Here is a 24,598-nt window from a genome sequence, read left to right on the forward strand (position 1 = left end):
CATCGTAACGACGCCCCGGACCTGCCGTGCCGATCGCGGCCGGCGGCGTGGGGCCGGCTCAGCGGGCCTCGCTGAACCGGGACGTACGCATGCGCTCCAGCTGGTCGGCGCCGCTGGTCGCCGGGGCCGCCGTGTAGGTGACGATGCGCAGGTCGGCTCCCGGCACGGTCAGCACGTCGCAGTCCAGGGTGACGTCGCCGAGCTCGGGATGGCTGATCGTCTTCAGGTCCCCGGTCAGCTGCGCCATGTCCGCCGCGGCCCACAGCTCACCGAAGAACGGCGACACCGTCCGCAACCCGTCCACGAGCGCGGCCAGTCCCGGGTCGGCCGGGTAGCGGGCGACCGCTTCGCGCAGGTCCGCGACGATCGCGGTCTCGAACGCGTACGGTCCGGCCGCCGACGAGACGGGACGCAGGTGCCAACGACCCGCTCCGGTGCCGAAGAGCGCGCGGGCGAGGTTGCGTTCGGCGGGCGGCAGGCCGGACGGGTCGCCGTGCAGGGCCGTCCACATGTCGTTCCACCACAGCAGGCTCCAGTCGGCGGCGAACACGCCGATCGGGAGGTCACCGAGGCGGCCGACGAGGCGGCGGACGCTCGGCGGCACGTGCGTGCCGACGGTGCGGTCGCGCGGGGGGAGCAGGCCGGCGGCGCGGAACAGCTGATCGCGCTCGGCCGTGGTGAGCCGCAGCGCCCGGGCGACGGCCGAGACCACCTGTCCGGACGGATTCGTGGCCCGGCCCTGCTCCAGGCGCAGCACGTACTCGACGGACAGGCCGGCGAGCTCGGCGAGTTCCTCCCGGCGCAGGCCGGGGGCGCGACTGCGGGCCGACCGGGCGTAGCCGGCATCGGCCGGGTCGAGGCGGTCACGCCAGCCGCGCAGCAAGGCGCCGAAGCTCGGGTCGCTCACTCCTGCATGATGCCACCGGGCGTCTCCTGCACCACGGTCACCATCCGGGCGAGTGCGGCGCGCATGTAGCGGGTCCAGAGCGGCTTGAACGGCCCCGCGACGATCCAGCGGCGGCCCGGCAACGGCTTGAAGTCGTAGGTCCACCGGATCGACGTGCCGGTGCCGTCGGGCAGGAACGACCACTCGCCGCGTACCCCGGAGACCAGACCGGCCAGCACGTTGGTGAAGCCGCTCAGCTCGTAGGCGAACCCGTGCCCCTCCGCGGTCTCGGTGAGCCGCTCGTCGGCCTTGGAACCGTCCGTGAACCAGGTTTGGCGCGACGTCCCCGGCCGGTCCCAGGTACCGGTCTGGTCGCGCACCTCCGCGACGCCGGGGAACGGTCCCCACGGCTTGAACACCCGGGCGAGGTCGATCGGCACGATGACCCGGTAGGTGTGCGCGGGGCTGGTCGTCGTGCGGGCGAAGACGGTGATCGGAACACTCGTTGTGGTCATGCCACGAGCATCCCGGCCGGCGCGCGGCCGGGGCAGACACCTGTCAGTACATACCCTCACGGTCCTCGAACGCCGCACCGGGCGGGCGCTCCCGGGAAACAGGTACTCGATGAGTAGGTGGTGACCTGTCGGCTGAGCGTTTCGCGGACGTACGGTCCGTCGGGTACGAACCGCCCGGTCGTCGGCCCGCGACGCGGTCCTCCCCGGTGGTGTCAGCCGACGATCTTCTGAAGAGGTGACCTCGAGTCGCGATGCTGTCCTACGTCCTGGACCTGACCGGGGTCTTCGCCTTCGGCAGTTACGGCGCCTACCAGGCACTGCGGGTGCGGATGAACTACTTCGGCGTCTTCGTCTGCGCGGGGCTGGTCGCCATGGGTGGCGGCACCGTGCGCGAGGTCATCCTGCACGGCACACCCGCCTACATCGCCGACTACCGGTACGTCGCGGTCGTCACCGTCGCGGCGGCCACCGTGGTGGTGGTGTTCCCGCACTTCCACCGCGTCGAGCCGGGCCTGGCCGTGCTGGACGCCGTGGGCACCGGTGCGTTCGCGTTGTTCGGTGCCATCCGTGCCGCGGAGTCAGGCCTCGGGCTCGGCGGAATGATGCTGTGCGGCACGCTCACCGCGGTCGGCGGCGGAGTCATCTGCGATCTGCTGGCCGGCCACCGTTCCCGGCTCTTCTGGAACGACTCGGTCATGGTGCCCGTGCTGCTGACGACCGTGCTCGCCTGGCTCCTGCGGGCCCACCTGTCCAGTCCCCCGCTGGTGGCGTCGCTGGTCGTGCTCGCGGCCGTCGTGCGCATCGCGACCGTACGCTGGAACCTGCAACTGCGGCCGGCCGCGGCCCGCTGGCATCGCCGCACCGACAGCGTGGACGAGACGTCCGTGCACCGCACGAACGGCTCACCCTGGAACGACGTGACCGTACCGCTGCCGGTGGCCCGCGACCGGACACCGCGCTGACGCGGCCGAAGCGGCTCACGGCCGGTGTCGCGCGGGTCAGCACAGCATCGGGAAGCCGGTGCCCAGTCCTTTCAGGACCAGCCCTGCGCCGAGTGCGCTGACGACCACGGCGCTGACCAGGGGAAGCGCCGTCGTCCATCGGGTGCCGAGGCGGGCGAAACGGCCGACGAGGTGGCGGAACCGGACGAGAACGATGCCCAGCCCCATGAGGACCGCGGCCAGGCCCAGACTGAAGGAGAGGATGAGGCCGAGGCCGAGAACGGTGCGGTTGACGCCCACCGCGAGGACCATGACGCCGAGCGCTTCGGGACAGGGCACGAGCCCGCCGGAGACTCCCATCGCGATGAGGTTGCGTGGCGTGAGGCCGCTGACCGGAAGCGCGTGTGTGTGCGAGCGTCCGCCGTGGCTGTGCGTGGCGCCGGCTTCGTGATGATGATGGTCGTGGTGATGTGGGTGGGTGACCCCGGCGTGCACCGGCACGCGTTCGACTGGGCGGGTGTGTTCCCGCCGGCCGGTGAAGGCGGCGGGCCGGCGTCGCCTGATCAGTTGCAGGCCGATCACGAGGACCAGCGCGCCGGAGATGATCTCCAGGGCGGGCACCAGGACGCCGGGGACGAGGAACCGGCTGGCGAACAGGGCGACCATGCCGATGGCGATGACCGATGCGGTGTGGGTGAAGGTGATGACCGCACCCAGTGTGACGGCGTTGCGGGTCGTGCCGCCGCTCCCGACGAGGTACGCGGCCATGAGCGTCTTCGCGTGGCCGGGCGTGAGCGCGTGGAGGGCTCCGAGCAGGGCGGCGAAGCCGATCGCCAGGAGCACGACGGTCACCGACAGCGTCCGGGACTCGAGAAGCCCGGCCAGCCGGCCGGACCCGGGCGGTGCCGCGGTCTCCGACGCCGCTGGCGCGGCCGCGGCGCCGGTGCCGATGCGATAGGCGACGCGGCTCTGCTGCTGAGCCGCGTCGCGTTGCTGGGTGCCCAGAACGACCGGTGCGCCGGCGTGGCTGACGGCGTTGACCTGATAGGTCGCGCCTCGGGTGGTGTTGTCGTTGCGAAAGAAGATCTCGTGCTCGCCGCCGCCCACCGGTGCTCCGTCGGCCCGGCCATGGAGACGGATGACGCCGTAGCCGGCCTGGATGGTCAGGTAGGGCGGCATGTCCACGTCCACCGGGGCGACGCGCAGGGGTACGCCGTCCGCGCGGATCTGAAGGCGGCCGAGGACGCGCTCGGCGTACGCGCGGGCCTCGGCGCCGGTGATCTGCCGGTCGCGGTCGGGATCGAGATCGGCGAGGGCGTCGGGTGCGACGAGTACGCCGGGTGAGATGTCGAGGTCGACGCCGATCGAGCCCGGGGCCGGAGTCAGATAGGCCGCGTGGAGGAGGGCGTCGAGCGGGTGCGCCGCTGCCGGACCGGCCGGCAGCAGCACGCCGATCAACAGACTGAGCGGGGCCAGCACGACCGCCGCGGCCGCACGGCGGCTGATCAGGGCACGACGGTTCATCAGCAGACCGTGCCGCCGTAGTCGTTGGTGGGGTCACGATAGATGCCGTGGATGTGGTTCTCGGGATCGCCGCCCATGGCTTGCGGGGAGTACTCGACGACGACGCGCGGACCGGTGATCCGGAAGTATGCGGCGCTGCCGGGCGTGGTCGGGCCGTACCAGGCGAAGTGGGTGGTGGTGAGGTCGGCTTCCAGCTGCGCCTGCCGGGCGGCGGCGTGCGGGCCGTTGCCGAGCCCGCCGTACTTGCTGAGCAGCGTACGGAACGCGGCCTGCTGGGCGCCGGTCATCTCCGATCCGGGCAGCCCTTCGGACGGGATGGACCGGCAGTCCTGTCCCGCTCCGAGCACGAGGTCGATCGGCTGGCTGCCGAGTACCGCTCGCTGCCGCTGGGCGTCACTGAGCGAGTCGACCAGACTGAACGCCTGGTCGGTGATGTCGCCGAGCGGGCGGACGGAGTTTCCGTCGGCGTCGTAGGTGGCCGGTTCGGCGCCGAGGAAGCTGGGGGTCATCGAGAGGGCGTCGCCCTCGACGGTGGCGTTGACCGAGAGGTGGTGGCCGCCGAACTGCCACTGCCACGGCTCGGTCGGTGACGGCTCACCGATGATCGCGAACCAGTAGTACTGCCGGCCGATGCTCCCGCCGCGACGGGAGGCGAGGGCGTCGTCGGCCGCCCACTCGTCGATCACCCGGTGGTAGCCCTCCGGGCTGAGCGTGGCCCGCATCATCGTGAGGAACGCGTCGACCTTGCTCTGCGCCAGGTCGCCGACCATCAGGCCCTCGCGGTCGAAAACGCCGTGCGGCAGGTTGGACCAGCGCTGCTTCTGCTCCCGGTCGCCCCGGTCGAACAGCACGCTGTCACGCTCGCTGTCGGTCAGGGTGGCGAGGAAGGCGTTCGCCGCCGTCACGATCGCCGTGGTGGCGGACGAGGACGCGCCCGGTGCGTTCGGCGGTGCCGCGCTCGAGCCCGCCGGGCTCGACGGGATCGAGGCGCGTGGCGCCGGATCGAGGGAACCGCTGTCGCCGCTGCACGCGGTGAGCGCGAGCACCAGCAGCCCGGCGGAGACCGCCAGGGCTGCCACACCGAGGGACGTCGAGTCACGTGGTCGAGCCATGCCCACAATCTGCCGGTGCGATCGGTGGCTCACCAACGCGAATGACGCATGGAAACTATCCGGATGCCGCATAGTGACCCCCGGTGCCGCCGAAGGGATGGACGCGCGTGCGGCCGACGTACGGAGTAGGTGTTGCCGGACATGATTCCCGGTGACGACGATCGAATACCCCCGCGTCGAGCCGGCCCGGGGGCTGGGATGACGTCCGGTGGATCCCGTTCGGCACGATGCGCCGGCTCGACGCGCCGCCGGCTCGACGCGCGCGGAAACGGATTTAACGGGCGTAATCGGATGGTAAAACGCGTCAGGAGCCGCGTGGGCGCGCCGATGGGGAGGGCATGAGAGGCAGGGGCGGCCGCGTCGGGTACCTGGTGGGGCTGGCGGTGCTGAGCGCGATGTACTACGCCTGGCCGGCGTGGCGGCTGGAGCTGTGGGCGCTGATCGGGCTCGGCGGCGTGGCCGCGATCGTGACCGGCGTGTGGCTGCACCGGCCGGCGCGGTGGTCGGCGTGGCTGCTGATCGCGGCGGCGCTGCTGGTGTTCGTCACCGGCGACACGATCAACAACACGTATCTCACGCTGCAGCTGCAGCCGCCCTACCCGGGTGTCGCGGACGTGCTCTACCTGCTGGTCTATCCGCTGCTCGGCGGCGGGCTGCTGCTGCTCGTCCGGTCCCGCGCGGGTGACCGCAACCGGGCGGCGCTGCTCGACGCGCTGGTGCCGACCGTCAGTTTCGGGCTACTCACCTGGGTGTTCCTGGTCGCACCGTACGCGCGGGCCACCGATCTGAGCGCGGTGGAGAAGTCGCTGTCCGTGGCGTACCCGGTGGGTGACGTGTTGTCCCTGGGTTTTCTGCTCCGCCTGCTCGTGGCGCCGGGGCGCAAGCCGGCCACGGTGCGCCTGCTGACCGTGGCCGTCACCGGGCTGCTGGTCTCGGACATCGTGTACAGCCTCGGCCGGCTCGACGCGACCTGGCAGATCGGCGGCCCGGTCGACCTGGGCTGGGTCGCGATGTACGGCTGTGCGGGACTCGCCGCGCTGCACCCGTCGATGGCCGCGGTCGCGGGGGAGCCGGCCGGTGAGCCGGACCTCGGCCCGCGGGCCGCGATGCGCCGGCTGGTGCTGCTCACCGGCGCCTCGCTGATCGCGCCGGCGGTGCTGCTGCTGCAGTACGCGCACGGCGAGGTGGTCGACGCGCCGATCATCGCCGCCGCGGCCGCGCTGATGTTCGTGCTGGTGATGGCGCGCGTGTACGGGCTGATGACGGAACGCACGGCGCTGGCCGCGGAGGTGAGCCGGCGCGAGGGGGAGGCGTACTTCCGCACGCTCATCCAGAGCGCGTCGGACGTGATCCTGATCGTCGGCGACGACGCGCGGATCCGCTACGCCAGCCCGTCCGCGACCGTGCTGCTCGGCTACCCGGACCTGACCGGGACGCCGCTGCACACCATCGTCGCGGACACCCATCACGACACGCTGCTGCTGGCCGAGCGCGGCCGGGTGGAGAGCGCCGACCTGACCGCGGTCCGCGCCGACCGGTGCCTGCTGCAGGTCGAGTGCGCGGTCCGGGACCTGCGGGGCGATCCGACCGTCCGCGGGCTGGTCCTCACGCTGCGCGACGTGACGGAGCGGCGCCGGCTGGAGAACGACCTGGCGCACCAGGCGTTCCACGACAGCCTGACCGGGCTGGCGAACCGGGTGCTGTTCCGGGACCGGCTCGACCAGTCCTACGCGCGGGCCGAGCTGGCCGGGGCCGGCATCGGCGTGCTCTTCGTCGACCTGGACGACTTCAAGGAGGTCAACGACACGCTCGGGCACGCGGTCGGCGACCAGGTGCTGGTCAGCGTGGCCGAGCGGATCTCCCGCTCGGTCGGGCCGGACGACACCGCGGCGCGGATGGGCGGCGACGAGTTCGCGATCCTGGTCGCCCACGCGGACGGGCCCGGCGGCGCGGAGGACGTGGCCGCGCGGGTGATCGCCGCGCTGCGGGCGCCGGTCGAGGTCAGCGACGGTCTCGGCGGCCGGTTCGCGGCCAGCGGCGCGGCCAGCATCGGCCTGGCCACCAGCGCGGACGCGAGCACGCCGACCGAGTTGCTGCGGCACGCGGATCTGGCGCTCTACCTGGCCAAGGGCGCCGGGAAGGGCGACTGGAAGCGGTACCGGCCGGACCTGCAGACCGCGATGATCGAACGGTCCGCGCTGCGGCAGGCGCTGCACGAGGCGGTCGAGCGCGAGCAGTTCGTGCTGCACTACCAGCCGATCGTGGACATGCCGACCGGCGCGGTGGTCGGGCTGGAGGCGCTGGTGCGCTGGCAGCACCCGGAGCGGGGGCTGCTCGGGCCGTACCACTTCATCGAGCTCGCGGAGGAGAGCGGCGCGATCGTCGGCATCGGCGGCTGGGCGCTGCGCGAGGCGCTGCACCGGTTCGTCCGCTGGCAGCGGGACCACCCGGCAGCCGCGCCGGCGTACGTGAGCGTGAACGTGTCCGCCCGGCAGTTCCGCCGCCCGGACTTCGTCGGTCAGGTCCGCGCCGCGCTGGACGGCACCGGGGCCGCGCCGGGCGCGCTGCTGCTGGAGATCACCGAGAGCCTGGTGCTGCACGACACCGAGCAGGTGCTCGCGGACCTGCGCGCGCTGCGGGCGCTCGGCGTGCGGATCGCGATCGACGACTTCGGCACCGGCTACTCGTCGCTGAGCTATCTGCGGCACCTCCCGGTGGACGTCCTCAAGATCGACAAATCGTTCATCGACGACATCGTGACCAGCGACCGGCAGGCCGCGCTGGTCACCGCGATCGTCACGCTGGCCCGCGACCTCGGCCTGACCGTGGTCGCCGAGGGCATCGAGGACGCCGGCCAGCGCGCCACGCTCAACGGCATGGGCTGCCCGTACGGTCAGGGCTACCTGTTCTCGAAGCCGGTCCCACCGGAGGCGGTCCCGGGCACGATCACGGCCGCGGAGCTGACCGCGCCGTGACGGACCGGTGCGTCGGTGACCGCTCGCGGCGCCCGGCCGTCAGGTCCGCAGCAGGAACCGGATGACGTCGGCCGCGGCGTAGTCGCCGGTCAGCCGGGACAGGAACGCGAGGTCCTGGCCGAGCGTCACCAGCGGCGGTTCGAGATATCCGCCGGGCCGGGCCTGACCGAGGCCGGCCGTGGACATCAGGCCGTTGCACAGACAGCGGCTGCCCTCGGTGTCCACGGCGGGGCCGCCCTTGCGCACGTACTCGTCGACCGGCTCCGCGGGGCAGCGGTAGCCGACCGCGCCGTTCTCCCGCCGGTACGGCGTGCGCAGGTAGCCGAGGTCGCACAGCCGGGGCCGGGCCGCGTAGACCCGCTCGTCGGACGCGGTCCCGGCCATCGACGCGGTCTTGAACGGGAACCCGGTCGGGGACGCCCGCACGTCGTTGCGCACGGTCAGCGTGCCGGCGGCCGCGTCGCCGCGCAGCCGCCGCTTCAGTCCGTCGTCGAGCGCGGACTCCCGGCACAGCGCGAACGCGGTGCCGACCTGGATCCCGGCCGCCCCCGCCCGCCGGGCCGCGGCCAGGTGCTCCGGCCCGCACTGGCCTCCGGCCAGCCAGAACGGCAGACCGAGAGCGGCGATCGAGGGTACGTCGATGTGGTCCCGGGCGCCGTACACCGGCTCGCCGCCGGCGTCGAGCACCAGCCGGCCCCGTGGCCGCGCGCTGTGCCCGCCGGCCACCGGTCCCTCCAGCACGAAGCCGTCCGGCCGGGTCGCCGCGTCCCGGGCGAGGTAGCCGGCGAGCGTGGCGGACGAGACGATCGCGAGGAACCGCGGCCGGCGCAGCGGCCCGGCGGCCGCGCCGAGCACCTCGGCCGGGTCGAGCGTGACGTGGTGGCTCTCGCCCGGCAGCGCGCCGTGCACGGTGACCGGCAGCGTCGCGGGCCGCCCGGCCGCGAGCGTGTCCAGCAGCCGCGGGATCTCGGTGGGCAGGCCCGCGCCCATCAGCACGTAGTCGACGCCGGCCAGCATCGCGCCGTACACCGCGGCCGGGGTGGCGGTCTGGATCTTCTCCAGGTAGTTCACGCCGACCGGGCCGTCGTGCCCCTCCTTGGCCAGGAGAACCTCGGCGAAGTTCGCGACCACGGTCAGCAGCTGCGCCTGGATCCGGGGCCGCAACCCGAGTTTCGGCACCGGGCGCATCGGCCGGCCGTCCGGCACCCCGCCCGGCACGAAGTAGCGGTCGAGCACGGTCGCGGCCAGTGCCGGCACCGGGAACCGCGCCAGCGCGCGCCGCAGGTGCCCGCCCTCGTCGCCGCGCTGCAGCCGCCGCGCGAGCTGGGCGTCGAGCGCGACGCCGGAGACCACGCCGAGCTGCCCGGCGCGCGCCACGGCCCGGGCCAGCCGCCAGCCGGAGACGCCGACACCCATTCCACCCTGGATCACCGACGGGACCTCTGTCGTCATCACGCCCGGTAGCGTGCCGGGCCGCGGGCCGGTGCGGCCAGGGCCGGAGGTCCCGGTCCGTGGCTCCGACGGGCCCGCTCCCGTGGAGATCAGGGCGTCCAGGCCACCGGCAGGCTCGTCATGCCGTAGACGTCGGCGGTCTCCGGCCGCAGCCCGGCCGGGCCGGCCACGCGCAGCGTGGGGAAGCGGTCGAACAGCGCGGTGAACGCGACCCGCATCTCGACCCGGGCCAGCTGCTGACCAAGGCACTGGTGGACGCCGTGGCCGAACGCGAGGTGCCCGCCGTCCCGCCGGGCCACGTCCAGTGTGCCCGGCGCGTGAAAGCGCTCCGGGTCGTGGTCGGCCATGTGGTACGACAGCGCGACCGTGGTGCCGGCCTCGATCATCTGCCCGCCGAGCTCGACGTCCTCCAGCGCGGTCCGCATGAACGTCTTCGCCACGGTCAGGTACCGCAGCAGCTCCTCGACGCCCCGCTCCGGGTCGGCGCGCAGCGCGGCCAGCTGCGCCGGGTGCTCCAGCAACGCGTACGTGCCCAGCGACAGCATGTTCGCGGTGGTGTCCAGCCCGGCCGCGAGCAGCAGCAGGCTCATGCCGCGCAGTTCCTCGTCGGTCAGGTCGCCGGTGGTGAGCTCGCTGAGGATGTCGTCGGTCGGGTGCGCGCGCTTCGCGGCCACCAGCTCGTCCAGGTAGTGCTGGGTCGCGGTGTAGGCCGCGAACACCTCCTCGTCGGTGGCCGCACCGCCCATGAACGCGTCCACCTGTTCCTGGAAGCGGCCCCGGTCGGCGTACGGCACGCCGAGCAGCTCGCAGATCACGATCGTCGGGATCGGCTTCGCGAACGCGGTCACCAGGTCCGCCGGCGGCCCGGTCCGCTCCATCTCGTCCAGGCAGCCGGTGGTGATCTCCTCGATCCGCGCGGTCAGCAGCCGCATGCGCCGGACCGTGAACCGGCCCTGCAGCCGCTTGCGATAGCGCCCGTGCTCCGGCTCGTCGGTCAGCAGGAACTCGCCGGGTGGCGCGGCCGGCACGGTGAAGTCGCCGATGGCGAGCAGGTCCTTCCGCGCACTGAACCGTGGGTCGGCCAGCACCGACCGGACCAGGTCGAAGCCGGTGACCAGCCAGCCGGGCCGGCCGTAGTCGTGCGTGAACCGGCTGATCGGCCCGTGCCGGCGTGCCTCGGCCAGCTCGGCCGGCGGGTCGAACGGACAACCGGGCCGGCGGGCCTTCGGCGTCCCGGCAACCGTGTGCACGGATTCCCCCATGACGATTTCCCCCATGACGATCCCCCTGTCGCGATAGTACGCGTTCGCGTATCACAAAACGCTATGGCGCGCCCGGACACACCGTCAATGCCACCCCGCGCGTAACACCAGCTGGTAGGCCGTAAATCGGTGCAATGACGCAGGTGTCGAACGCAATGTCTCGTTGCAATGGTTGACGTCGAAGGCAACACTGTGGACATGCCAGGAGGACGGTTGACCCAGCAGGAACGCCGGCGTATCGCGTCCGGCCTCGCGGACCGGCTCAGCTACGCGGAGATCGCCCGCCGGCTCGGCCGGCCGACCTCGACGATCAGCCGCGAGGTCGCCCGCAACGGCGGCCCCGGCGGCTACCGGCCGCAGTGGGCGCAGCGGGCGACGGCCCGGCGCGCGCGGCGTGGCGTCCCGGTGCCCCCGTCCGCGGCCACGGTCGCCGGCGACGCGGCGGCGGACGGGATCGTCGAGATGGCGGTGCGGTCCGGCCTGCCCAGGATCACCGCGCGCGTGCACGTCGACCTGCTGATGGCCGAGGACGGCCGGCGCACCGCGGCCGAGCTGACCCGGCGGCTCGGCGTCAGCGCCGCGTCCGTCTCCGGCGCGGTCAACTTCCTGATCGACAACGGGTACGTCCGGCGTGAGCGCGACCCCGAGTTGCGCCGCGACGTCTACGTGGTCGACGACGACGCCTGGTACCACTCCCTCGTGATCAGCTCGACGCAGACGCTCGGCGCCGCCCGGGCCGCCCTGGCCGCGGCGGACGCGCTCGGCCCCGGCAGTCCGGTGGGGGAGCGGCTGTCCAAGGTGGGCATGTTCCTGGAGCGGGTGATGGAGGACGGCCTGGAGTCGGCCGCGCGCTGGCGCCCGCTCCTGATGTGACACTCAACATCGACCAACCTCGCCGCGTAGTGGTGTGCCCACGGAAGGTCATGGGTATCGTCGGGATCATGCTGGAACTATCCGCGATCTCCGATGCCGCGGAGCACGTGAGCGGCATCTGCTTCAAGACCGGGCCACCACGCCGGATCGGCGTCGAACTGGAATGGACAGTGCACCACGCGGCGGCACCGTCGTCGCCGCTCACCACCGCGGACCTGCGGCACGCACTCGGGCCGTACGCGCCCGGCACGCTCGGCAACCCCGCACCGGAGACGCTCCCGGGCGGCGGCACCGTCACGGTCGAACCGGGCGGCCAGATCGAGCTCTCCTCCGCCCCGGCCGACTCGCTCACCGCGCTGCACGCCGCGGTCGAAGCGGGCCGTGCCGCCCTCGGCGAACGCCTCGCCCGCGCCGGACTCGCCCTCGGCGGCACCGGCCTCGATCCCCACCGTCCACCGCGCCGGCTGCTGCACACGCCCCGGTACGGCGCGATGCAGCGCCTGTTCGACCGGCGCGGCGACCACGGGCGGATCATGATGTGCAGCACCGCCGGACTGCAGGTCTGCCTGGACGCGGGCCGGCCGCGGGACGTGGCCCGGCGATGGGCCGCGGTGCACGAGATCGGCCCGCCGCTGCTGGCCGCGTTCGCCACCTCCCGCTTCCGGGCCGGCCGGGACACCGGCTGGGCATGCGGGCGGATGGCGGTCTGGTACGGCATGGAGCCCGGCCTCACCCGCCCGGTCGGCACCGGCGCCGACCCGGCACAGACCTGGGCCCGGTACGCACTCGACGCGCCACTGCTGTGCCTGCGCCGCGACGACGGCGACTGGACCGCACCGCCCGGCCTCACCTTCGCCGGCTGGATCCGCGGCCGGCTGCCCCGCCCGCCCACGGTCGAGGACCTGGAGTACCACCTCGGCACGCTGTTCCCACCGGTACGCCCGCGCGGCTACCTCGAGATCCGTTACCTGGACGCGCAGCCCGGCGACGAGTGGATCGCACCGGCCGCGATCCTGACCGTGCTGCTCGACGACGCCGTCCTCGACCGGGCCCGCGACCTGGCCGCCCCGGCCCGCGACCGCTGGCAGGAGGCGGCCCGCGAGGGCCTGGCCTGCCCCGCGATCGGCGCCGCCGCGACCGGCCTGCTGGACCTGGCCTGCCGCAACCTCGACCGCACCGGCCTCCCCGCGCACCTGCGCGACCGGGTCGCCGACATCGCCGGGCGGCGGCTGGCCGCTCGATCCCGCAAGGAGCCGCAGACATGACCGACCTTCGTCTCTCCGTCGCCGCGGAGCTGGAACGGGCCCGCGCCCGCACCGAGACGCTGACCGAGGCCGTCGACGACGCCGACCTGATCCGCCAGCACTCCCCGCTGATGTCGCCGCTGGTCTGGGACCTGGCGCACGTCGGCAACCAGGAGGAGCTGTGGCTGGTCCGGGACGTCGGCGGCCGCGAGCCGGTCCGCCGCGACATCGACGAGCTCTACGACGCGTTCAAGCACCCGCGCCGGGACCGTCCGGCACTGCCGCTGCTCAACCCGGCCGAGGCCCGCGCCTACGTCCGGCAGGTCCGCACCAAGGCCATGGACATCCTGGACACGGTACGGATGGACGGCCGCCCGCTGGTGGCGGACGGCTTCGCGTTCGGGATGATCGTCCAGCACGAGCAGCAGCACGACGAGACCATGCTCGCCACCCACCAGCTGCGGGCCGGTGCGCCGGTCCTGGCCGCGGACCCGCCCCCGGCCGCCACCGTCCCGGTGGCGGACGAGGTGCTGATCCCCGGCGGGCCGTTCACCATGGGTACGGACGTGGAGCCCTGGGCGCTGGACAACGAGCGCCCGGCGCACGCCGTGGACGTGCCGGCGTTCGTCATCGACGCCGCGCCGGTCACCAACGCCCGCTACCGCGAATTCATCCAGGCCGGTGGGTACGACGACCCGCGCTGGTGGGACACGGACGGCTGGGCGCACCGCACCTCGGCCGGCCTGACCGGGCCCGCGCACTGGAACCCGGACGGCGAGACGTACACCCGGTTCGGCCGCACCGAGCGGATCGTGCCGGACGAGCCGGTCGTGCACGTCTGCTGGTACGAGGCGCGCGCCTACGCCCGGTGGGCCGGCCGGCGACTGCCGACCGAGGCGGAGTGGGAGAAGGCGGCCCGGTTCGACCCGGCGACCGGCCGCTCGCGCCGCTTCCCGTGGGGCGACGACCCGCCGGAGGCCCGGCACGCGAACCTCGGCCAGCGGCACCTGCACCCGGCCCCGGTCGGCGCGTACCCGGACGGCGCCTCGCCGCTCGGCGTGCACCAGCTGATCGGTGACGTGTGGGAGTGGACGTCCTCGGACTTCCGCGGCTACCCCGGGTTCCGCGCGTTCCCGTACCGCGAGTACTCGGAGGTCTTCTTCGGGCCGGACCACCGAGTGCTGCGCGGCGGGTCGTTCGGCACGGACGCGGCCGCCTGCCGGGGCACGTTCCGCAACTGGGACTACCCGATCCGGCGGCAGATCTTCAGCGGCTTCCGGTGCGCGCGGGACGCCCGCCCGGAGGAACTCGCCTGATGTGCCGCCACCTGGCGTACCTCGGGCCACCCGTACCGCTGAGCGGTCTGCTCTTCGATCCGCCGCACGCGTTGTGCCGTCAGGCGTGGGCGCCCCGCGACATGCGCGGCGGCGGAACGGTCAACGTGGACGGTTTCGGCGTCGGCTGGTACCCCGGCGCCGGCGGTGAGCCGGTGCGGTACCGGCGCGCCACGCCGATCTGGTCGGACCCGTCGCTTCTGGCGCTGGCCGCGGCGACGGCGTCCGGCGCGATCCTCGCGGCCGTGCGGTCCGCGACCGTCGGCATGCCGGTGACCGAGGGGGCGGCCGCGCCGTTCGCGGCGGGCCGCTGGCTGTTCAGCCACAACGGGAAGGTGACCGGCTGGCCGGACTCGGTGGCGAAGCTCGCGGAACGGCTGCCGGTGCGCGACCTGCTCACGCTGGACGCGCCGACCGACTCCGCGCTGCTCTGGGCGCTGGTCCGCGACCGGCTGCGGACCGGCGCGGACCCGGGCGACGCGCTCGCCGGGACGGTCCGCGCCGTGCACGCCACCGCCCCTGAGTCCCGGCTCAACCTGCTGCTGACGGACGGCGAGCGCGTCGCCGCGACGACGTGGGGCCACGCACTGTCCCTTCTCGACGGACCCGGCTCGCTGACCGTCAGCTCGGAACCGCTCACCGACGACCCCGCCTGGACGGAGATGCCGCCCCGGCATCTGCTCGTCGCCACCCGATCCACACTGGACCTGACGCCGCTGGAGGCAGCGTGAACCTGGAGACCCATCTCGACGAACGGGACATCGCCGAGGCGTTACGCGCCGACGTGCGCACCGGCCTGACCGCCAGCCCGAAGTGGCTGCCGCCGAAGTGGTTCTACGACGCGCGCGGCAGCGAACTGTTCGACGAGATCACCCGGCTGCCGGAGTACTACCCGACCCGCGCCGAACGCGCGATCCTCGCCGCGCGGGCCGCCGAGATCGCCCGGATCACCGAGGCGAAGACGCTGGTCGAGCTCGGCTCCGGATCGTCGGAGAAGACCCGGCTGCTGCTCGACGCGCTGCTCGCGCACGGCACCCTCGGCGCGTTCGTGCCGCTGGACGTGTCCGCGGCCGCGCTCGCCGACGCGGTCGGCCGGCTGGACGCGGCCTACCCGGCGCTGTCCGTGCGGGGCATCGTCGGCGACTACACCCGGCACCTGCACCACCTGCCGGACGGCGGGAGCCGGATGATCGCCTTCCTCGGCGGGACGATCGGCAACCTGCCGCCCGCGGACCGCGCCGGCTTCCTCGGTGACGTCCGCGGCGTGCTGGACGCGGGGGAGTGGCTGCTGCTCGGCGCGGACCTGGTCAAGGACGTGCGGACGCTGCTGCCGGCCTACGACGACACGGCCGGCGTCACCGCGGACTTCAACCGCAACGTGCTCCGCGTGATCAACCATCACCTCGACGCCGGGTTCGCGCCGGAACTCTTCGACCACGTCGCGGTCTGGGACGCCGACAACGAATGGATCGAGATGCGGCTGCGGGCGCGGGAGCCCATGCGCGTACCGGTGCGGGATCTCGGTCTGGTCGTCGACTTCGCGCGCGGTGAGCTGCTGCGCACCGAGATCTCCGCGAAGTTCCGGCCGGAGCGGCTGCGCGCCGAGCTCGAGACGGCCGGGTTCCGGCTGCGCCACCGCTGGACCGACGACGACGGGCTGTTCACGGTCTGCCTCGCGCAGGCGTCCTGAGCCCGCCCGGGACGACGACCGACCGGCGGGTGACGTGCCGCGGCGCACCGGAGCGCCGCGGCACCGCTCGCTCAGCGGACGGCGGCCTGGAGGCGGCGCGCCTCGTCCCGGCCGATCCGGGTCTCCGTGTGGCAGAACGCGTTCTGGCAGCGCACCACGTACTTCGTGCGCACCGGGATCAGCGGGACGAAGAACAGGCTGAACTTGGTGACCTCGCGGATCAGCAGCAGACTGCCGGACTGACCGCAGACCCGGCAGGTCTCCGGCACCCAGCCGAGCGACTCGGCCTTGGTCCGCAAACCGAAGATGAAGAACACGGGGGAGCGCTCCAGGTTGTCGAGGGCCCTGACACATCAACTGTGTCAGGGCCGGGCCAGCGTCTAGTTGGGGCCGGTCGGGCCGGTGAAATCGGTCCGCAGCGCGCGGTCGGTGTCCGCCCGGCGCCGGTCCACGTCCTCGATGCCCGCGTCGTTGCCGGTCGGGTCGTCGGTCTGGCCGTCCGCCGGCGAGGTCGCGACCGCGGCGGCCAGCTCGGACAGCGGCAGCCGCTCCTCGTCCCGCCAGACCCCGTCCGGCTTCTCTTCTGCGCTCGTCATGCGGCTTCCCTCCGTCATTCCTGCCGTGCTTCGCCAGGTCGGCGTACCCGTCGTCACCGTCCGCAAACACGCGTGTGGAATCCGGCTGTCTGGGTAGACCGCAGACATGTCCGACAACACCTATCCGCAGCCGGTCTCCGACCCGGAGGCCGAGGGCCTGCCCGATATCGCCGATGACGACTCCACCGCCCGGGACGACGTGGCCACCGGCCGCGTGGCCGACGGTCCGGACCCGGCCGCACTGCCGCTCGACCGCGACGACCGGCCGCTGGCCGTCGACCACTTCGGCACCACGCCGGAGGAGGCCCGCCAGGGCGAGTCGCTCGACCTGAAGATCGGCCGTGAGGTGCGCGACCCGGCCCTGGACGAGGCCGCGACCCGGGCGGACACCCGCCCGTCGCCGACCTCCGCGGAGTCGTTCGACCCGGACGCGACCGGCATCGACGTGGACGCGGTCGACCGCGACACGCCGCTCGACGACGGCGGCCCGGTCGACCCGAACCTCGACTCCCCGGTCTCGATGTACGACACCGGCATCGGCGACCGCCCGGTCGGCCGGCTCGTCGAACCGGACGAAGGTCTCGAGGAGGACCGGGAGGCGCAGTCGGTGGCCTACGACGCCGGCGCGGCCGGGGGTGGCGCGACCGCGGAGGAGTTGGCCATTCACCCGATCCCGGACCGCTGAGGCGGCAAAATGATCAGATGAGCGTCAGTCTCGACGAGTTCGTCGCCTCCGACTCTTATCAGGCCGTCCTGCACGACGTCCTGTCCCGCTGCGGCCTGCCGCTGCACAGCGGCCCGGAGCCGGCGGTCCTCGGCGAACTCCTCAGGCAGGACCTCGAGGCGGCCGGCGTCGGCGTGCGCGAGCTCGCCGGCGTCGTCACCACCCACGGCGCCGAACTGGCCCGCTACGTCCAGCTGAAGCTGGTCGCCTACCTCCGTGACCACGAGGGCGACTCGCGCGTGGTCACGGAGGATCTGTCTCCCGCGTTCCTGGTCGGCCACATCGTCGAGTTCCACCTGCTCGCGAACCGGCCCGACGAGCTCGAACGATACGTCCGGCGGCTGCGCATCCCCAACGCCCGCCGCTACGCGGCCCGGGTCCGCACCATCTACGACCTGGCCCTTCGTACGGTGTAGGCGCCCCGGCGCTCGAGTGGCCGGGTGTTCAGGCGTTTCGGGTGTTCAGGCGGCCGGGCGGAGAGTGAGGACCTGCGGGCCGCCGGGGGTGATGGCGACGGTGTGCTCGGAGTGCGCGGTGCGGGAGCCGTCGGCGGAGCGGATGGTCCAGCCGTCGGCGTCGTAGGTGATCTTGTCGGTGGTGGCGCAGAGCCACGGCTCCAGGGCGAGCGTGAGGCCCGGGGTGAGCTTCATGCCGCGGCCGGCCCGGCCGGTGTTGGACACGTGCGGGTCCTCGTGCATGGTGCGGCCGATGCCGTGGCCGCCGAACTCGGAGTTGACCCGGTAACCGTAGCCGTGCGCGACCTCGCCGATCGCGGCCGAGATGTCGCCGAGCTTGCCGCCGGGCTGGGCGGCGGCGATCGCGGCGTCCAGCGCGACCTCGGTCGCCTCGATCAGCTTGAGGTCGGCCGGGGCGGGCGTGCCGACCACGAACGACAGCGCCGAGTCCGCGACCCAGCCGTCGATGCCGACCGCCATGTCGATGCTGAGCAGGTCGCCGTCGGCCAGCACGTAGTCGTGCGGCAGCCCGTGCAGCACCGCGTCGTTCACGGACAGGCACAGCACGTTGCGGAACGGGCCGCGGCCGAACGACGGCGCGTAGTCCCAGTAGCACGACTCCGCGCCGCGCTCCTCGATCCGGCGGCGGGCGTGCCGCTCGATGTCCATCAGGTTGACGCCGACCGCCGCGACCGTCTTCAGCTCGGCCAGCAGCTCGCCGACGAACCGGCCGGTCACCGCCATCCGCTCGATCTCCGTGGCGGACTTCAACTCGATCACGACAATCTCCTCTACGTGCGGTATTTCTATACCGTCATTTTTATACCACGCCCGCGGTGGGTCAGAGCGCGCAGGTCACCGGGACCGGCTCGGCCGGCGCGACCGATCCCGACGCCGGCCCGCCTGCCGCTGCCGGCGCCGGTGACGGTGGTGCCGACGGTGTCGGGGCCGGTGCCCGGACGGCCTGGATGGGTGCGGTCGAGGTGGTGAGCGGGCCGCCGGTGCGGTCGTGCGCGGCGGCGACGACCTCCGCGAGGACGGAGAGGGCGGTCTCGGCGATCGAGGTGGCCCCGAGGTCGAGACCGGCCGGGCCGCGCAGCCGGTCCAGGCCCGGCGCGCCGGACAACCGATCGAGGCGCTGGGCGTGCGTGGCGCGGCTGCCGAGCGCGCCGACGTAACCGGCCGGGCCGGCCAGGGCGGCACGCAGCGCGCGGTCGTCGATACGCGGGTCGTGGGTGATCGCGACGACCGCGTCCGCGGCCGACGGCGGGTGCGCGGCCAGCCACTCGTCCGGCCAGGCCCGGACGACCAGCGAGGCCCCGGGGAACATGTCGTCCCGCGCGTGACTGGGCCGCGGGTCGACGATCTCGACGCGCCGGCCGGTGGTCCGCCCGAGCGCGGCCAGCGCGGCGGCCAGGTCGGTGGCGCCGGCGACGATCAACCGCGGTCCCGGCCGCACCTCCTCGGCGAAGACCGCCCCGGCGGTTGCCCGGCCGGCCCCGGGGACGCCCGCGGCCGAGGTGGGCAGCAGATCGATCGACGGTGCGGTGGCCCACGACCACGGCGCGGTGAGCGAGACGCCGACCGCGATCGGGCGGGCGGCCTCGATCGCGGACGTGATCTCGTCACACACGGCGGCCGGTGGCGCGGGCGTGACGAGCACGGTCAGCACGCCGGCGCAGGCCGGGGCCGGCTCCCAGGGCAGCAGCTGCTCACCGGGGCTGACCGAGACGAGCCGCGGCCCACCGCCGTCGAGGACCTCGCGGGCCGTGTCGAGCAGGATGCCCTCCACACAGCCGCCGGAGACCGACCCGCACCAGGAGCCGTCACCGGCGACCGCCATGGTCGCGCCGAGCGGCCGGGACCCGGGACCGTCGCGGCCCACCAGCCGGGCCAGCACGACCGGCCGGCCCGCCCGCCGGGCCCGGATGACGAACGGCCACACCTCGGTCAGCACCGGTCACGCCTCCTGTCGCCGTCGCCGGGACCGGGCCGGTCCCGGCGAGCCCTGCCGCGTCCCGGGTGGGGTACCCGGGCCGGGCGCCGGTAACCCGCGTCCCGCCAGTGTGCCGCCGGGTGCCGGAAAACCGCTCATCGGCCGCGCCGCGTGTCTGCCAGGATGGGCGCGTGAAACCTGACACGGGCGCCGGCCTGCTGCACCTGCTGACGTCGTACCGGACGGATCGGGAGTGGGATGTCCCCGCGGACGATCCACGGGTGCGGCACGACCTCGTCCCGAACGACCCGGACACGTTCCCGCCGCCGGTCAAGGCGTACCCGCCGGGTCTTCCCACCACCGTGCTCCCGCGCGACCTGCCGGTGCCGGAGGTCGCGGCCACCGCGGTCCTGTCCGGACACGCGGGACCGGCCGTGCCGCTGGACGCGGCCGGCCTCGGCCGGATCCTGTTCCTCGGCGCCGGCGTGGTCCGCACCACCGAGCGCAACGGCCGGTCCTGGCTGTTCCGGGCGTCCGGCTCGGCCGGTGCCCGGTTCCCGCTGGAGGTCTACGCGGTCACCACCGGCGTCGCCGGCGTCCCGGACGGCGTGCACTGGTACGACCCGGTCGCGCACGCGCTGGTCCAGGTCGGCCCGGCGGCCGGCGGCGCCACCACGCTCGTGGTCACCGGCGTGCCGTGGCGGACCGGCTGGCGTTACGCGGAGCGCGGTTTCCGGCACCTCTACTGGGACGCCGGTACGCTGCTGTCGCAGCTCGAGGCCGCGGCGGTCAGCGCCGGGCGCGCGCCCCGGCTGGTCACCCGCTTCCCGGACGCGCGGGTGCGGGACCTGGTCGGCGCGGACGGCGTGCACGAGTTCCCGCTGGCACTGCTCACCGTGGACGGTGCCGCGCCGGTCACCGAGCCGGCCGGCCCGGCCGTGCGCGGCGACCTGCCGGAGGTGGAGTTCCCGCTCGTCACCGCGGCCCAGCGGGCCGGCGACTCCGACTCGCTCGGCACGGCCTGGCCGCTCGCGGCCCCGATCACCCCGGCCACCCGCCCGGTCACCCCGGATCGGCGGCCGACCGCGCCGGGACACGTGACGGGTCGATCGCCGGGACAGGGGTCCGGCACGGCGGCCGGAGGCGGTGCCGATCCGGGCCGGGAGACGCTCGACGACGTCGTCCGGCGCCGGGGATCGCAGCGGCGGATGGACCGCTCCCGTACCGTACCCGCGGAGGCTCTGGAATGGCCGCTGGCGGCCGCGCTGCGGGGCATCGACGTGCCGCACTGGGTCGCGGTGCACGGCGTCGACGGCGTCCCGCCGGGCGTCTACCGCTGGCCGGACCTCGACACCCCGGTCCGCGCCGGTGACCTGCGCGACGAACTGACCCGGATCTGTCTGGACCAGGCGCTCGGCGGCGACGCGGCCTACGTGGTGATCGCCGCGATCGACGGCGCCGCACTGGACGACCGCGGCTACCGGGAGGCGCAGCTGGCCGCCGGGATCGTCGAGGGGCGGCTGCACCTGGCCGCGTACGCGCTCGGCGCCACCGCGTCCGGCATGACGTTCCTCGACTCGGAGGTGCCCGGCCTGCTCGGCGCGGACGACACGCTCGTCACGCTGTTGTTCACCTGCGTCGGCGTCGCGGAGTACCGGTCGCGGCCCGGTGGTGCGCCGGGCGCGCCGGTGGCGATTCGTAGCGTTGTGCCCCGGATGGGGACCGTGTCCTGACAGGACGGGCGGAGATGACTAGGTTGTGGCGAGACTTTCATCTACCGGTTTGACGGGAGGCCACCGCTCCATGCGCCTGGTCCACATTCTCGACTGCGTCGACCCGCAGCCGCTCGCCGAGTTCTGGTCCCAGGCGCTGGGGTTCCGGGTCGGCGCCTGGGAACCGCCCTACCAGCGCATCGTCGACCCGGCGGGCCGCTGGCCCGACATGATCTTCCAGGCCGTCCCGGAGGAGAAGCGCGGCAAGAACCGCATGCACCTGGACATCCAGCTCACCGACATGCGCGGTGAGCTGGGCCGGTTCCTCGCGCTCGGCGCCCAGCTGGTCCAGGCGCCGCACGACGACAACGGCTACGAGATCGCGACGCTGGCCGACCCGCAGGGCAACGAGTTCTGTCTCGTCGTCCCGCCGCCCGGCTCCTACGACCACGACCACCTGAAGGTGCTGGAGGGCTGAGCGGTCACCCCTGCGGCGACACGTAGGACAGCGAGACGGTGAACGTGCCGTCCTTCTCCACCATGAGCGTGTACGTGTTCCACGGCTCCGCGTCCGCGTCCACGGTGTCGTCGTACAGCTTGATCAGGGTCAGGTCGAACTCCGGCGGCGCGGCGACCGGCGTGACCGAACCATCCGAGCTCACCACGGACAGTGATGACGTGGAGTGGCCGAGGTCGGCCTCGCCGGTCGCGACGATCCGGTCCCCGCCGTCCGGAAGTGCCTGGAGAAGCAGCTCCACCAGTGACTTGACGATCTCGTCGTGCCGCGGACCGTGCATCTGTGACTCCTCGTTCCCCGTTGCGGTATTGCGGGGAACCTTACTGAACGTATGCAACCGTGGCGGGTCGCAAACGCCGTGCGGCGCGGCCCAAGGATCAAGATCACAAACGGTGCGTCGGCATTGCGACGCTCGGGGCGCGTTCGTGAAAAGATCAATACCTCACGGACACGGAGGGTACGCAGATGAGCGACGCCGACCTGATCGCGCGCATCGAGGAGCAGGAGGAGCGGCTGCGGTTCGACCGCTTCGACAACGACGACGCGTGGCGGCTCGGCGTGCTGCTGGCCGACACCGCCCGGGAGCGCGGCCTGTCCGTCACGATCGACATCCGCCGCGGCGGCCAGCAGCTCTTCCACGCCGCGCTGCCCGGCACCGCGCCGGACAACGACCGCTGGATCGACCGGAAGGTCCGCGTGGTCGAACGGTTCCAGGCCAGCTCCTACCTGGTGGGCCGGCGCCTCGCCGCGAAGGGCCGCACGCTGGACGCCGGCCAGGGCGTCGACCCGGCCGACTACGCGGCGCACGGCGGCGCGTTCCCCGTCCACGTCCGCGGCACCGGCGTGGTCGGCGTGGTCACGGTCTCCGGCCTGCCGCAGGCCGACGACCACGCGCTGGTCGTCGACGTGCTGGAGGCGTTCCTCCGCTGACCGGGTGCGGCCTGCTGGCCGGGTGCGGCCCGCTGAGCGGGTGCTCGCCCGGGTGTGGCCCGCTGAGCGCGCCGGCGCCCGGTCAGCCCTGCGGCAGCGGGATCGCCTCGTCGCCGCTGATCACCTGGTTGGCCGGCGGCGGGCTCGCGGGCGTGGTGGCCCGCAGGTCCTCCGGCCGGACGCGCTCGGGCATGTGCCGCCACCGCTCCGGCGTGGGACGCGGGTCGCTCTGCTTCTCCATGCCCTGATGATGGCACGCGACCACCCGGTTCCGGGGGGGTTCACACCGCGGAGACCGAGATCGTGTGCCGGCCGGTGGCCCCGTCCGGGAACGGTGTGGCGCGTGCGTCGGTCTGTACCGCGCCCGCCCGGTCGGTCGCCCGGACCCGCAGCGTGTGCCCGCCCGGCGCCGGCTTCCACGGCAGCCGCCACTGCACCCAGGTGTCGTCGGACGGCGGCGGCAGCACGGTCGCGGCCTGCCACGGCCCGTCGTCGATCTGCACCTCGACGCTCGCGATCCCGGTGTGCAACGCCCAGGCGACGCCGGAGATCGTGGCGTTCGTCCCGGACTCGAGGCGGGTGAACGGCGCGGGCCGGTCGATCCGGGACGCGGTCTTCGCCGGTCCCTCCGCGGCCCAGCCACGCTCCACCCAGTAGGCGTCGTACGCCGCGAACGTGGTCAGCTCGAGCTCGGTGATCCACTTGCAGGAACCGGCGTAGCCGTACAGGCCCGGCGTCAGCATCCGCACCGGGAAACCGTGCGTGACCGGCAGCGGTTCGCCGTTCATGCCGACCGCGAGCATGGCGTCGCGGCCGTCCCGCACGATCCGGGTCGGTGTCCCGATCGTCATGCCGTCCGCGCCGCGCGCCACCAGCTGGTCCGCGCCCGGATCGACCCCGAGCTCGTCGAGCAGCGCCGCCAGCGGTACGCCGAGCCAGCGCGCGGTTCCGGTGTACGGCCCGCCCACCTCGTTCGAGACGCAGGTCAGGGTCAGGAACCGTTCGACGGTACGCCGGCGCAGCAGGTCGTCCAGGCTCAGCGTCACCGGGTTCCGGACCATGCCGTGGATGCGCAACCGCCAGTCGGCCGGGTCGATCCGGGGGACCGTCAGCGCGGTGTCGACGCGGTAGAAGTCCGCGTTCCGGGTGAGGAAGTCCGGTGGGGTGCCCGGCGGCAGCGGGGGAGCGGGCTCGGCCGGCGCGGGCAGCCGCACCGCGGCCCGGGACTCGGCCAGGGAGGACGTGGCGCGTCGGCGCAGCAGACCGGTCAGGCCACCCGCCACCACGGCTCCCACGCTCAGCGCCGTCGCCGTGGTCAGGAACCCACGCCGGCTCCGCTCACCGGACAGGTTCGCGGTCGCGGTCGTGCGCTCGTGCTCCGGGGTCGCGGGATCATGGTCAGCCGTCGTGAGGTCGTGCCCCGCGGCATCGGGCTCGTGCCCCGCGGCAGTAGGTTCGTGCCCCGCGGCGGTGGGTGCTTCCGCCGGTGGGGCGGTGCCGGGGCGCAACGCGGTCAGTGCGGTCAGCGCGACCGCCGCGAGCAGGCCCGCCAGCGCCGACGGCAGCACGTCCGCCGACTCGGCACCGGGCCGGGTGACCGCGGCCACCGCGCCGGCCACGCCGAACGCGGCGAAACCGAGCACGCCCCACAGTGGACGGCGCCGCGCCGCGATGCCGAGCGCGGCCGCGAGCAGTGCGGTCAGGATCGCGATGCCGGTCAGCAGCAGGGGTTTGTCGGCGGTGCCGGCGGTGCGGACCGCGAACTCCTTGACCGGCGTCGGGGTCGCGTCGATGACGGCGGCGCCGACCGAGAGGACCGGGCTGGCCCCGGGCCGGGCCGCGGCGGCGAGAAGCTCGCCCGCCGCGACCCCGGCACCGGCCGCGATCAGCCCACTGAGAAGGTCTGAACGCCACCGCACG

At 73.7% G+C, this 24,598-nt stretch carries 25 protein-coding genes; 12 read left to right on the top strand and 13 right to left on the bottom strand.

The features are described 5' to 3' along the window. Positions 1–58: 58 nt before the first annotated feature. Together J2S44_RS37010 and J2S44_RS37015 are read right to left on the bottom strand one after the other, a co-directional pair. Positions 59–907, bottom strand: coding sequence for an MmyB family transcriptional regulator (locus J2S44_RS37010; protein WP_310424129.1), 849 nt, complete (start codon positions 905–907; stop codon positions 59–61). Then, positions 904–1,401: an SRPBCC family protein gene (locus J2S44_RS37015; protein WP_310424132.1), complete on the bottom strand. Its 498-nt coding sequence runs from the start codon at positions 1,399–1,401 to the stop codon at positions 904–906. The genes J2S44_RS37010 and J2S44_RS37015 overlap by 4 nt, the downstream gene beginning before the upstream one ends. Positions 1,402–1,652: 251 nt before the next feature. Here J2S44_RS37015 and J2S44_RS37020 point away from each other — a divergent pair, with 251 nt between their 5' ends. Then, a complete protein-coding gene (locus tag J2S44_RS37020; protein ID WP_310424135.1) occupies positions 1,653–2,363 on the top strand; it encodes a trimeric intracellular cation channel family protein in 711 nt (236 codons plus the stop codon). 36 nt (positions 2,364–2,399) lie between these two features. Here the strand turns inward: J2S44_RS37020 and J2S44_RS37025 are convergent, their stop codons facing one another. Both J2S44_RS37025 and J2S44_RS37030 read right to left on the bottom strand, forming a co-directional pair. Further along, positions 2,400–3,866, bottom strand: coding sequence for a nickel/cobalt transporter (locus J2S44_RS37025; protein ID WP_310424138.1), 1,467 nt, complete (start codon positions 3,864–3,866; stop codon positions 2,400–2,402). Next, entirely contained in the window at positions 3,866–4,978 is a 1,113-nt protein-coding gene (locus J2S44_RS37030) for a DUF3500 domain-containing protein (RefSeq protein ID WP_310424140.1), read from the bottom strand. Before J2S44_RS37030 ends, J2S44_RS37025 begins: the two co-directional genes overlap by 1 nt. A gap of 338 nt (positions 4,979–5,316) precedes the next feature. Here J2S44_RS37030 and J2S44_RS37035 point away from each other — a divergent pair, with 338 nt between their 5' ends. Further along, positions 5,317–7,953: a putative bifunctional diguanylate cyclase/phosphodiesterase gene (locus J2S44_RS37035; protein WP_310424144.1), complete on the top strand. Its 2,637-nt coding sequence runs from the start codon at positions 5,317–5,319 to the stop codon at positions 7,951–7,953. 39 nt (positions 7,954–7,992) lie between these two features. Here J2S44_RS37035 and J2S44_RS37040 read toward each other — a convergent pair whose 3' ends face one another. Together J2S44_RS37040 and J2S44_RS37045 are read right to left on the bottom strand one after the other, a co-directional pair. Continuing rightward, a complete protein-coding gene (locus J2S44_RS37040; protein WP_310430103.1) occupies positions 7,993–9,405 on the bottom strand; it encodes a nitronate monooxygenase in 1,413 nt (470 codons plus the stop codon). An 89-nt stretch (positions 9,406–9,494) separates the two neighbouring features. Beyond that, positions 9,495–10,682, bottom strand: a complete 1,188-nt coding sequence (locus J2S44_RS37045) for a cytochrome P450 (protein ID WP_310424146.1) — start codon at positions 10,680–10,682, stop codon at positions 9,495–9,497. Between the two features lie 183 nt (positions 10,683–10,865). Here J2S44_RS37045 and J2S44_RS37050 point away from each other — a divergent pair, with 183 nt between their 5' ends. From J2S44_RS37050 to egtD, 5 genes are all read left to right on the top strand, one after another. Beyond that, positions 10,866–11,540 carry a GbsR/MarR family transcriptional regulator gene (locus J2S44_RS37050; protein ID WP_310424150.1) on the top strand — a complete coding sequence of 225 codons (675 nt, stop codon included), beginning with the start codon at positions 10,866–10,868 and terminating at the stop codon, positions 11,538–11,540. Positions 11,541–11,608: 68 nt separating this feature from the next. Next, positions 11,609–12,805 carry an ergothioneine biosynthesis glutamate--cysteine ligase EgtA gene (gene egtA / locus J2S44_RS37055; protein WP_310424153.1) on the top strand — a complete coding sequence of 399 codons (1,197 nt, stop codon included), beginning with the start codon at positions 11,609–11,611 and terminating at the stop codon, positions 12,803–12,805. Then, positions 12,802–14,100: an ergothioneine biosynthesis protein EgtB gene (gene egtB, locus J2S44_RS37060; protein ID WP_310424157.1), complete on the top strand. Its 1,299-nt coding sequence runs from the start codon at positions 12,802–12,804 to the stop codon at positions 14,098–14,100. Before egtA ends, egtB begins: the two co-directional genes overlap by 4 nt. Next, positions 14,100–14,849: an ergothioneine biosynthesis protein EgtC gene (gene egtC / locus J2S44_RS37065; protein ID WP_310424162.1), complete on the top strand. Its 750-nt coding sequence runs from the start codon at positions 14,100–14,102 to the stop codon at positions 14,847–14,849. Before egtB ends, egtC begins: the two co-directional genes overlap by 1 nt. Continuing rightward, positions 14,846–15,808 carry an L-histidine N(alpha)-methyltransferase gene (egtD, locus tag J2S44_RS37070; RefSeq protein ID WP_310424165.1) on the top strand — a complete coding sequence of 321 codons (963 nt, stop codon included), beginning with the start codon at positions 14,846–14,848 and terminating at the stop codon, positions 15,806–15,808. Before egtC ends, egtD begins: the two co-directional genes overlap by 4 nt. 71 nt (positions 15,809–15,879) lie before the next feature. Here the strand turns inward: egtD and J2S44_RS37075 are convergent, their stop codons facing one another. Together J2S44_RS37075 and J2S44_RS37080 are read right to left on the bottom strand one after the other, a co-directional pair. After that, positions 15,880–16,125, bottom strand: a complete 246-nt coding sequence (locus J2S44_RS37075) for a zinc-ribbon domain-containing protein (RefSeq protein ID WP_310424168.1) — start codon at positions 16,123–16,125, stop codon at positions 15,880–15,882. Positions 16,126–16,188: 63 nt separating this feature from the next. Continuing rightward, complete coding sequence (locus J2S44_RS37080; protein ID WP_310424171.1) at positions 16,189–16,404, bottom strand: hypothetical protein; 216 nt, start codon at positions 16,402–16,404, stop codon at positions 16,189–16,191. A gap of 106 nt (positions 16,405–16,510) precedes the next feature. On the opposite strand from J2S44_RS37080, the gene J2S44_RS37085 reads away from it, so the two are divergent. Together J2S44_RS37085 and J2S44_RS37090 are read left to right on the top strand one after the other, a co-directional pair. After that, positions 16,511–17,089, top strand: coding sequence for a DUF5709 domain-containing protein (locus J2S44_RS37085; protein ID WP_310424174.1), 579 nt, complete (start codon positions 16,511–16,513; stop codon positions 17,087–17,089). A 17-nt stretch (positions 17,090–17,106) separates the two neighbouring features. Then, positions 17,107–17,544 carry a hypothetical protein gene (locus J2S44_RS37090; protein ID WP_310424177.1) on the top strand — a complete coding sequence of 146 codons (438 nt, stop codon included), beginning with the start codon at positions 17,107–17,109 and terminating at the stop codon, positions 17,542–17,544. 45 nt (positions 17,545–17,589) lie between these two features. Here the strand turns inward: J2S44_RS37090 and map are convergent, their stop codons facing one another. Together map and J2S44_RS37100 are read right to left on the bottom strand one after the other, a co-directional pair. Then, positions 17,590–18,363 (bottom strand): type I methionyl aminopeptidase, encoded by a 774-nt coding sequence (map, locus tag J2S44_RS37095; RefSeq protein ID WP_310424180.1) that lies wholly within the window; start codon positions 18,361–18,363, stop codon positions 17,590–17,592. Positions 18,364–18,424: 61 nt separating this feature from the next. Then, positions 18,425–19,540, bottom strand: a complete 1,116-nt coding sequence (locus J2S44_RS37100; RefSeq protein ID WP_310424183.1) for an XdhC family protein — start codon at positions 19,538–19,540, stop codon at positions 18,425–18,427. A gap of 170 nt (positions 19,541–19,710) precedes the next feature. Here J2S44_RS37100 and J2S44_RS37105 point away from each other — a divergent pair, with 170 nt between their 5' ends. Together J2S44_RS37105 and J2S44_RS37110 are read left to right on the top strand one after the other, a co-directional pair. Continuing rightward, entirely contained in the window at positions 19,711–21,252 is a 1,542-nt protein-coding gene (locus J2S44_RS37105; RefSeq protein ID WP_310424185.1) for a nitroreductase family protein, read from the top strand. Positions 21,253–21,322: 70 nt separating this feature from the next. Then, positions 21,323–21,709, top strand: a complete 387-nt coding sequence (locus J2S44_RS37110; RefSeq protein ID WP_310424189.1) for a VOC family protein — start codon at positions 21,323–21,325, stop codon at positions 21,707–21,709. 4 nt (positions 21,710–21,713) lie between these two features. On the opposite strand, the gene J2S44_RS37115 is transcribed toward J2S44_RS37110, so the two are convergent. Further along, positions 21,714–22,028 (bottom strand): hypothetical protein, encoded by a 315-nt coding sequence (locus tag J2S44_RS37115; RefSeq protein WP_310424192.1) that lies wholly within the window; start codon positions 22,026–22,028, stop codon positions 21,714–21,716. A 185-nt stretch (positions 22,029–22,213) separates the two neighbouring features. Here J2S44_RS37115 and J2S44_RS37120 point away from each other — a divergent pair, with 185 nt between their 5' ends. Next, the gene (locus tag J2S44_RS37120) at positions 22,214–22,678 is read left to right on the top strand and encodes a heme-degrading domain-containing protein (protein WP_310424195.1); all 465 of its coding nucleotides are present in this window, start codon (positions 22,214–22,216) and stop codon (positions 22,676–22,678) included. An 82-nt stretch (positions 22,679–22,760) separates the two neighbouring features. On the opposite strand, the gene J2S44_RS37125 is transcribed toward J2S44_RS37120, so the two are convergent. Beyond that, a complete protein-coding gene (locus J2S44_RS37125; protein ID WP_310424198.1) occupies positions 22,761–22,919 on the bottom strand; it encodes a hypothetical protein in 159 nt (52 codons plus the stop codon). A 40-nt stretch (positions 22,920–22,959) separates the two neighbouring features. Next, positions 22,960–24,597, bottom strand: coding sequence for a molybdopterin-dependent oxidoreductase (locus J2S44_RS37130; protein WP_310424201.1), 1,638 nt, complete (start codon positions 24,595–24,597; stop codon positions 22,960–22,962). Position 24,598: the final 1 nt, after the last annotated feature.

The sequence above is a fragment of the Catenuloplanes niger genome (assembly GCF_031458255.1).
In the GTDB taxonomy this organism is placed as follows: Bacteria; Actinomycetota; Actinomycetes; order Mycobacteriales; family Micromonosporaceae; genus Catenuloplanes; species Catenuloplanes niger.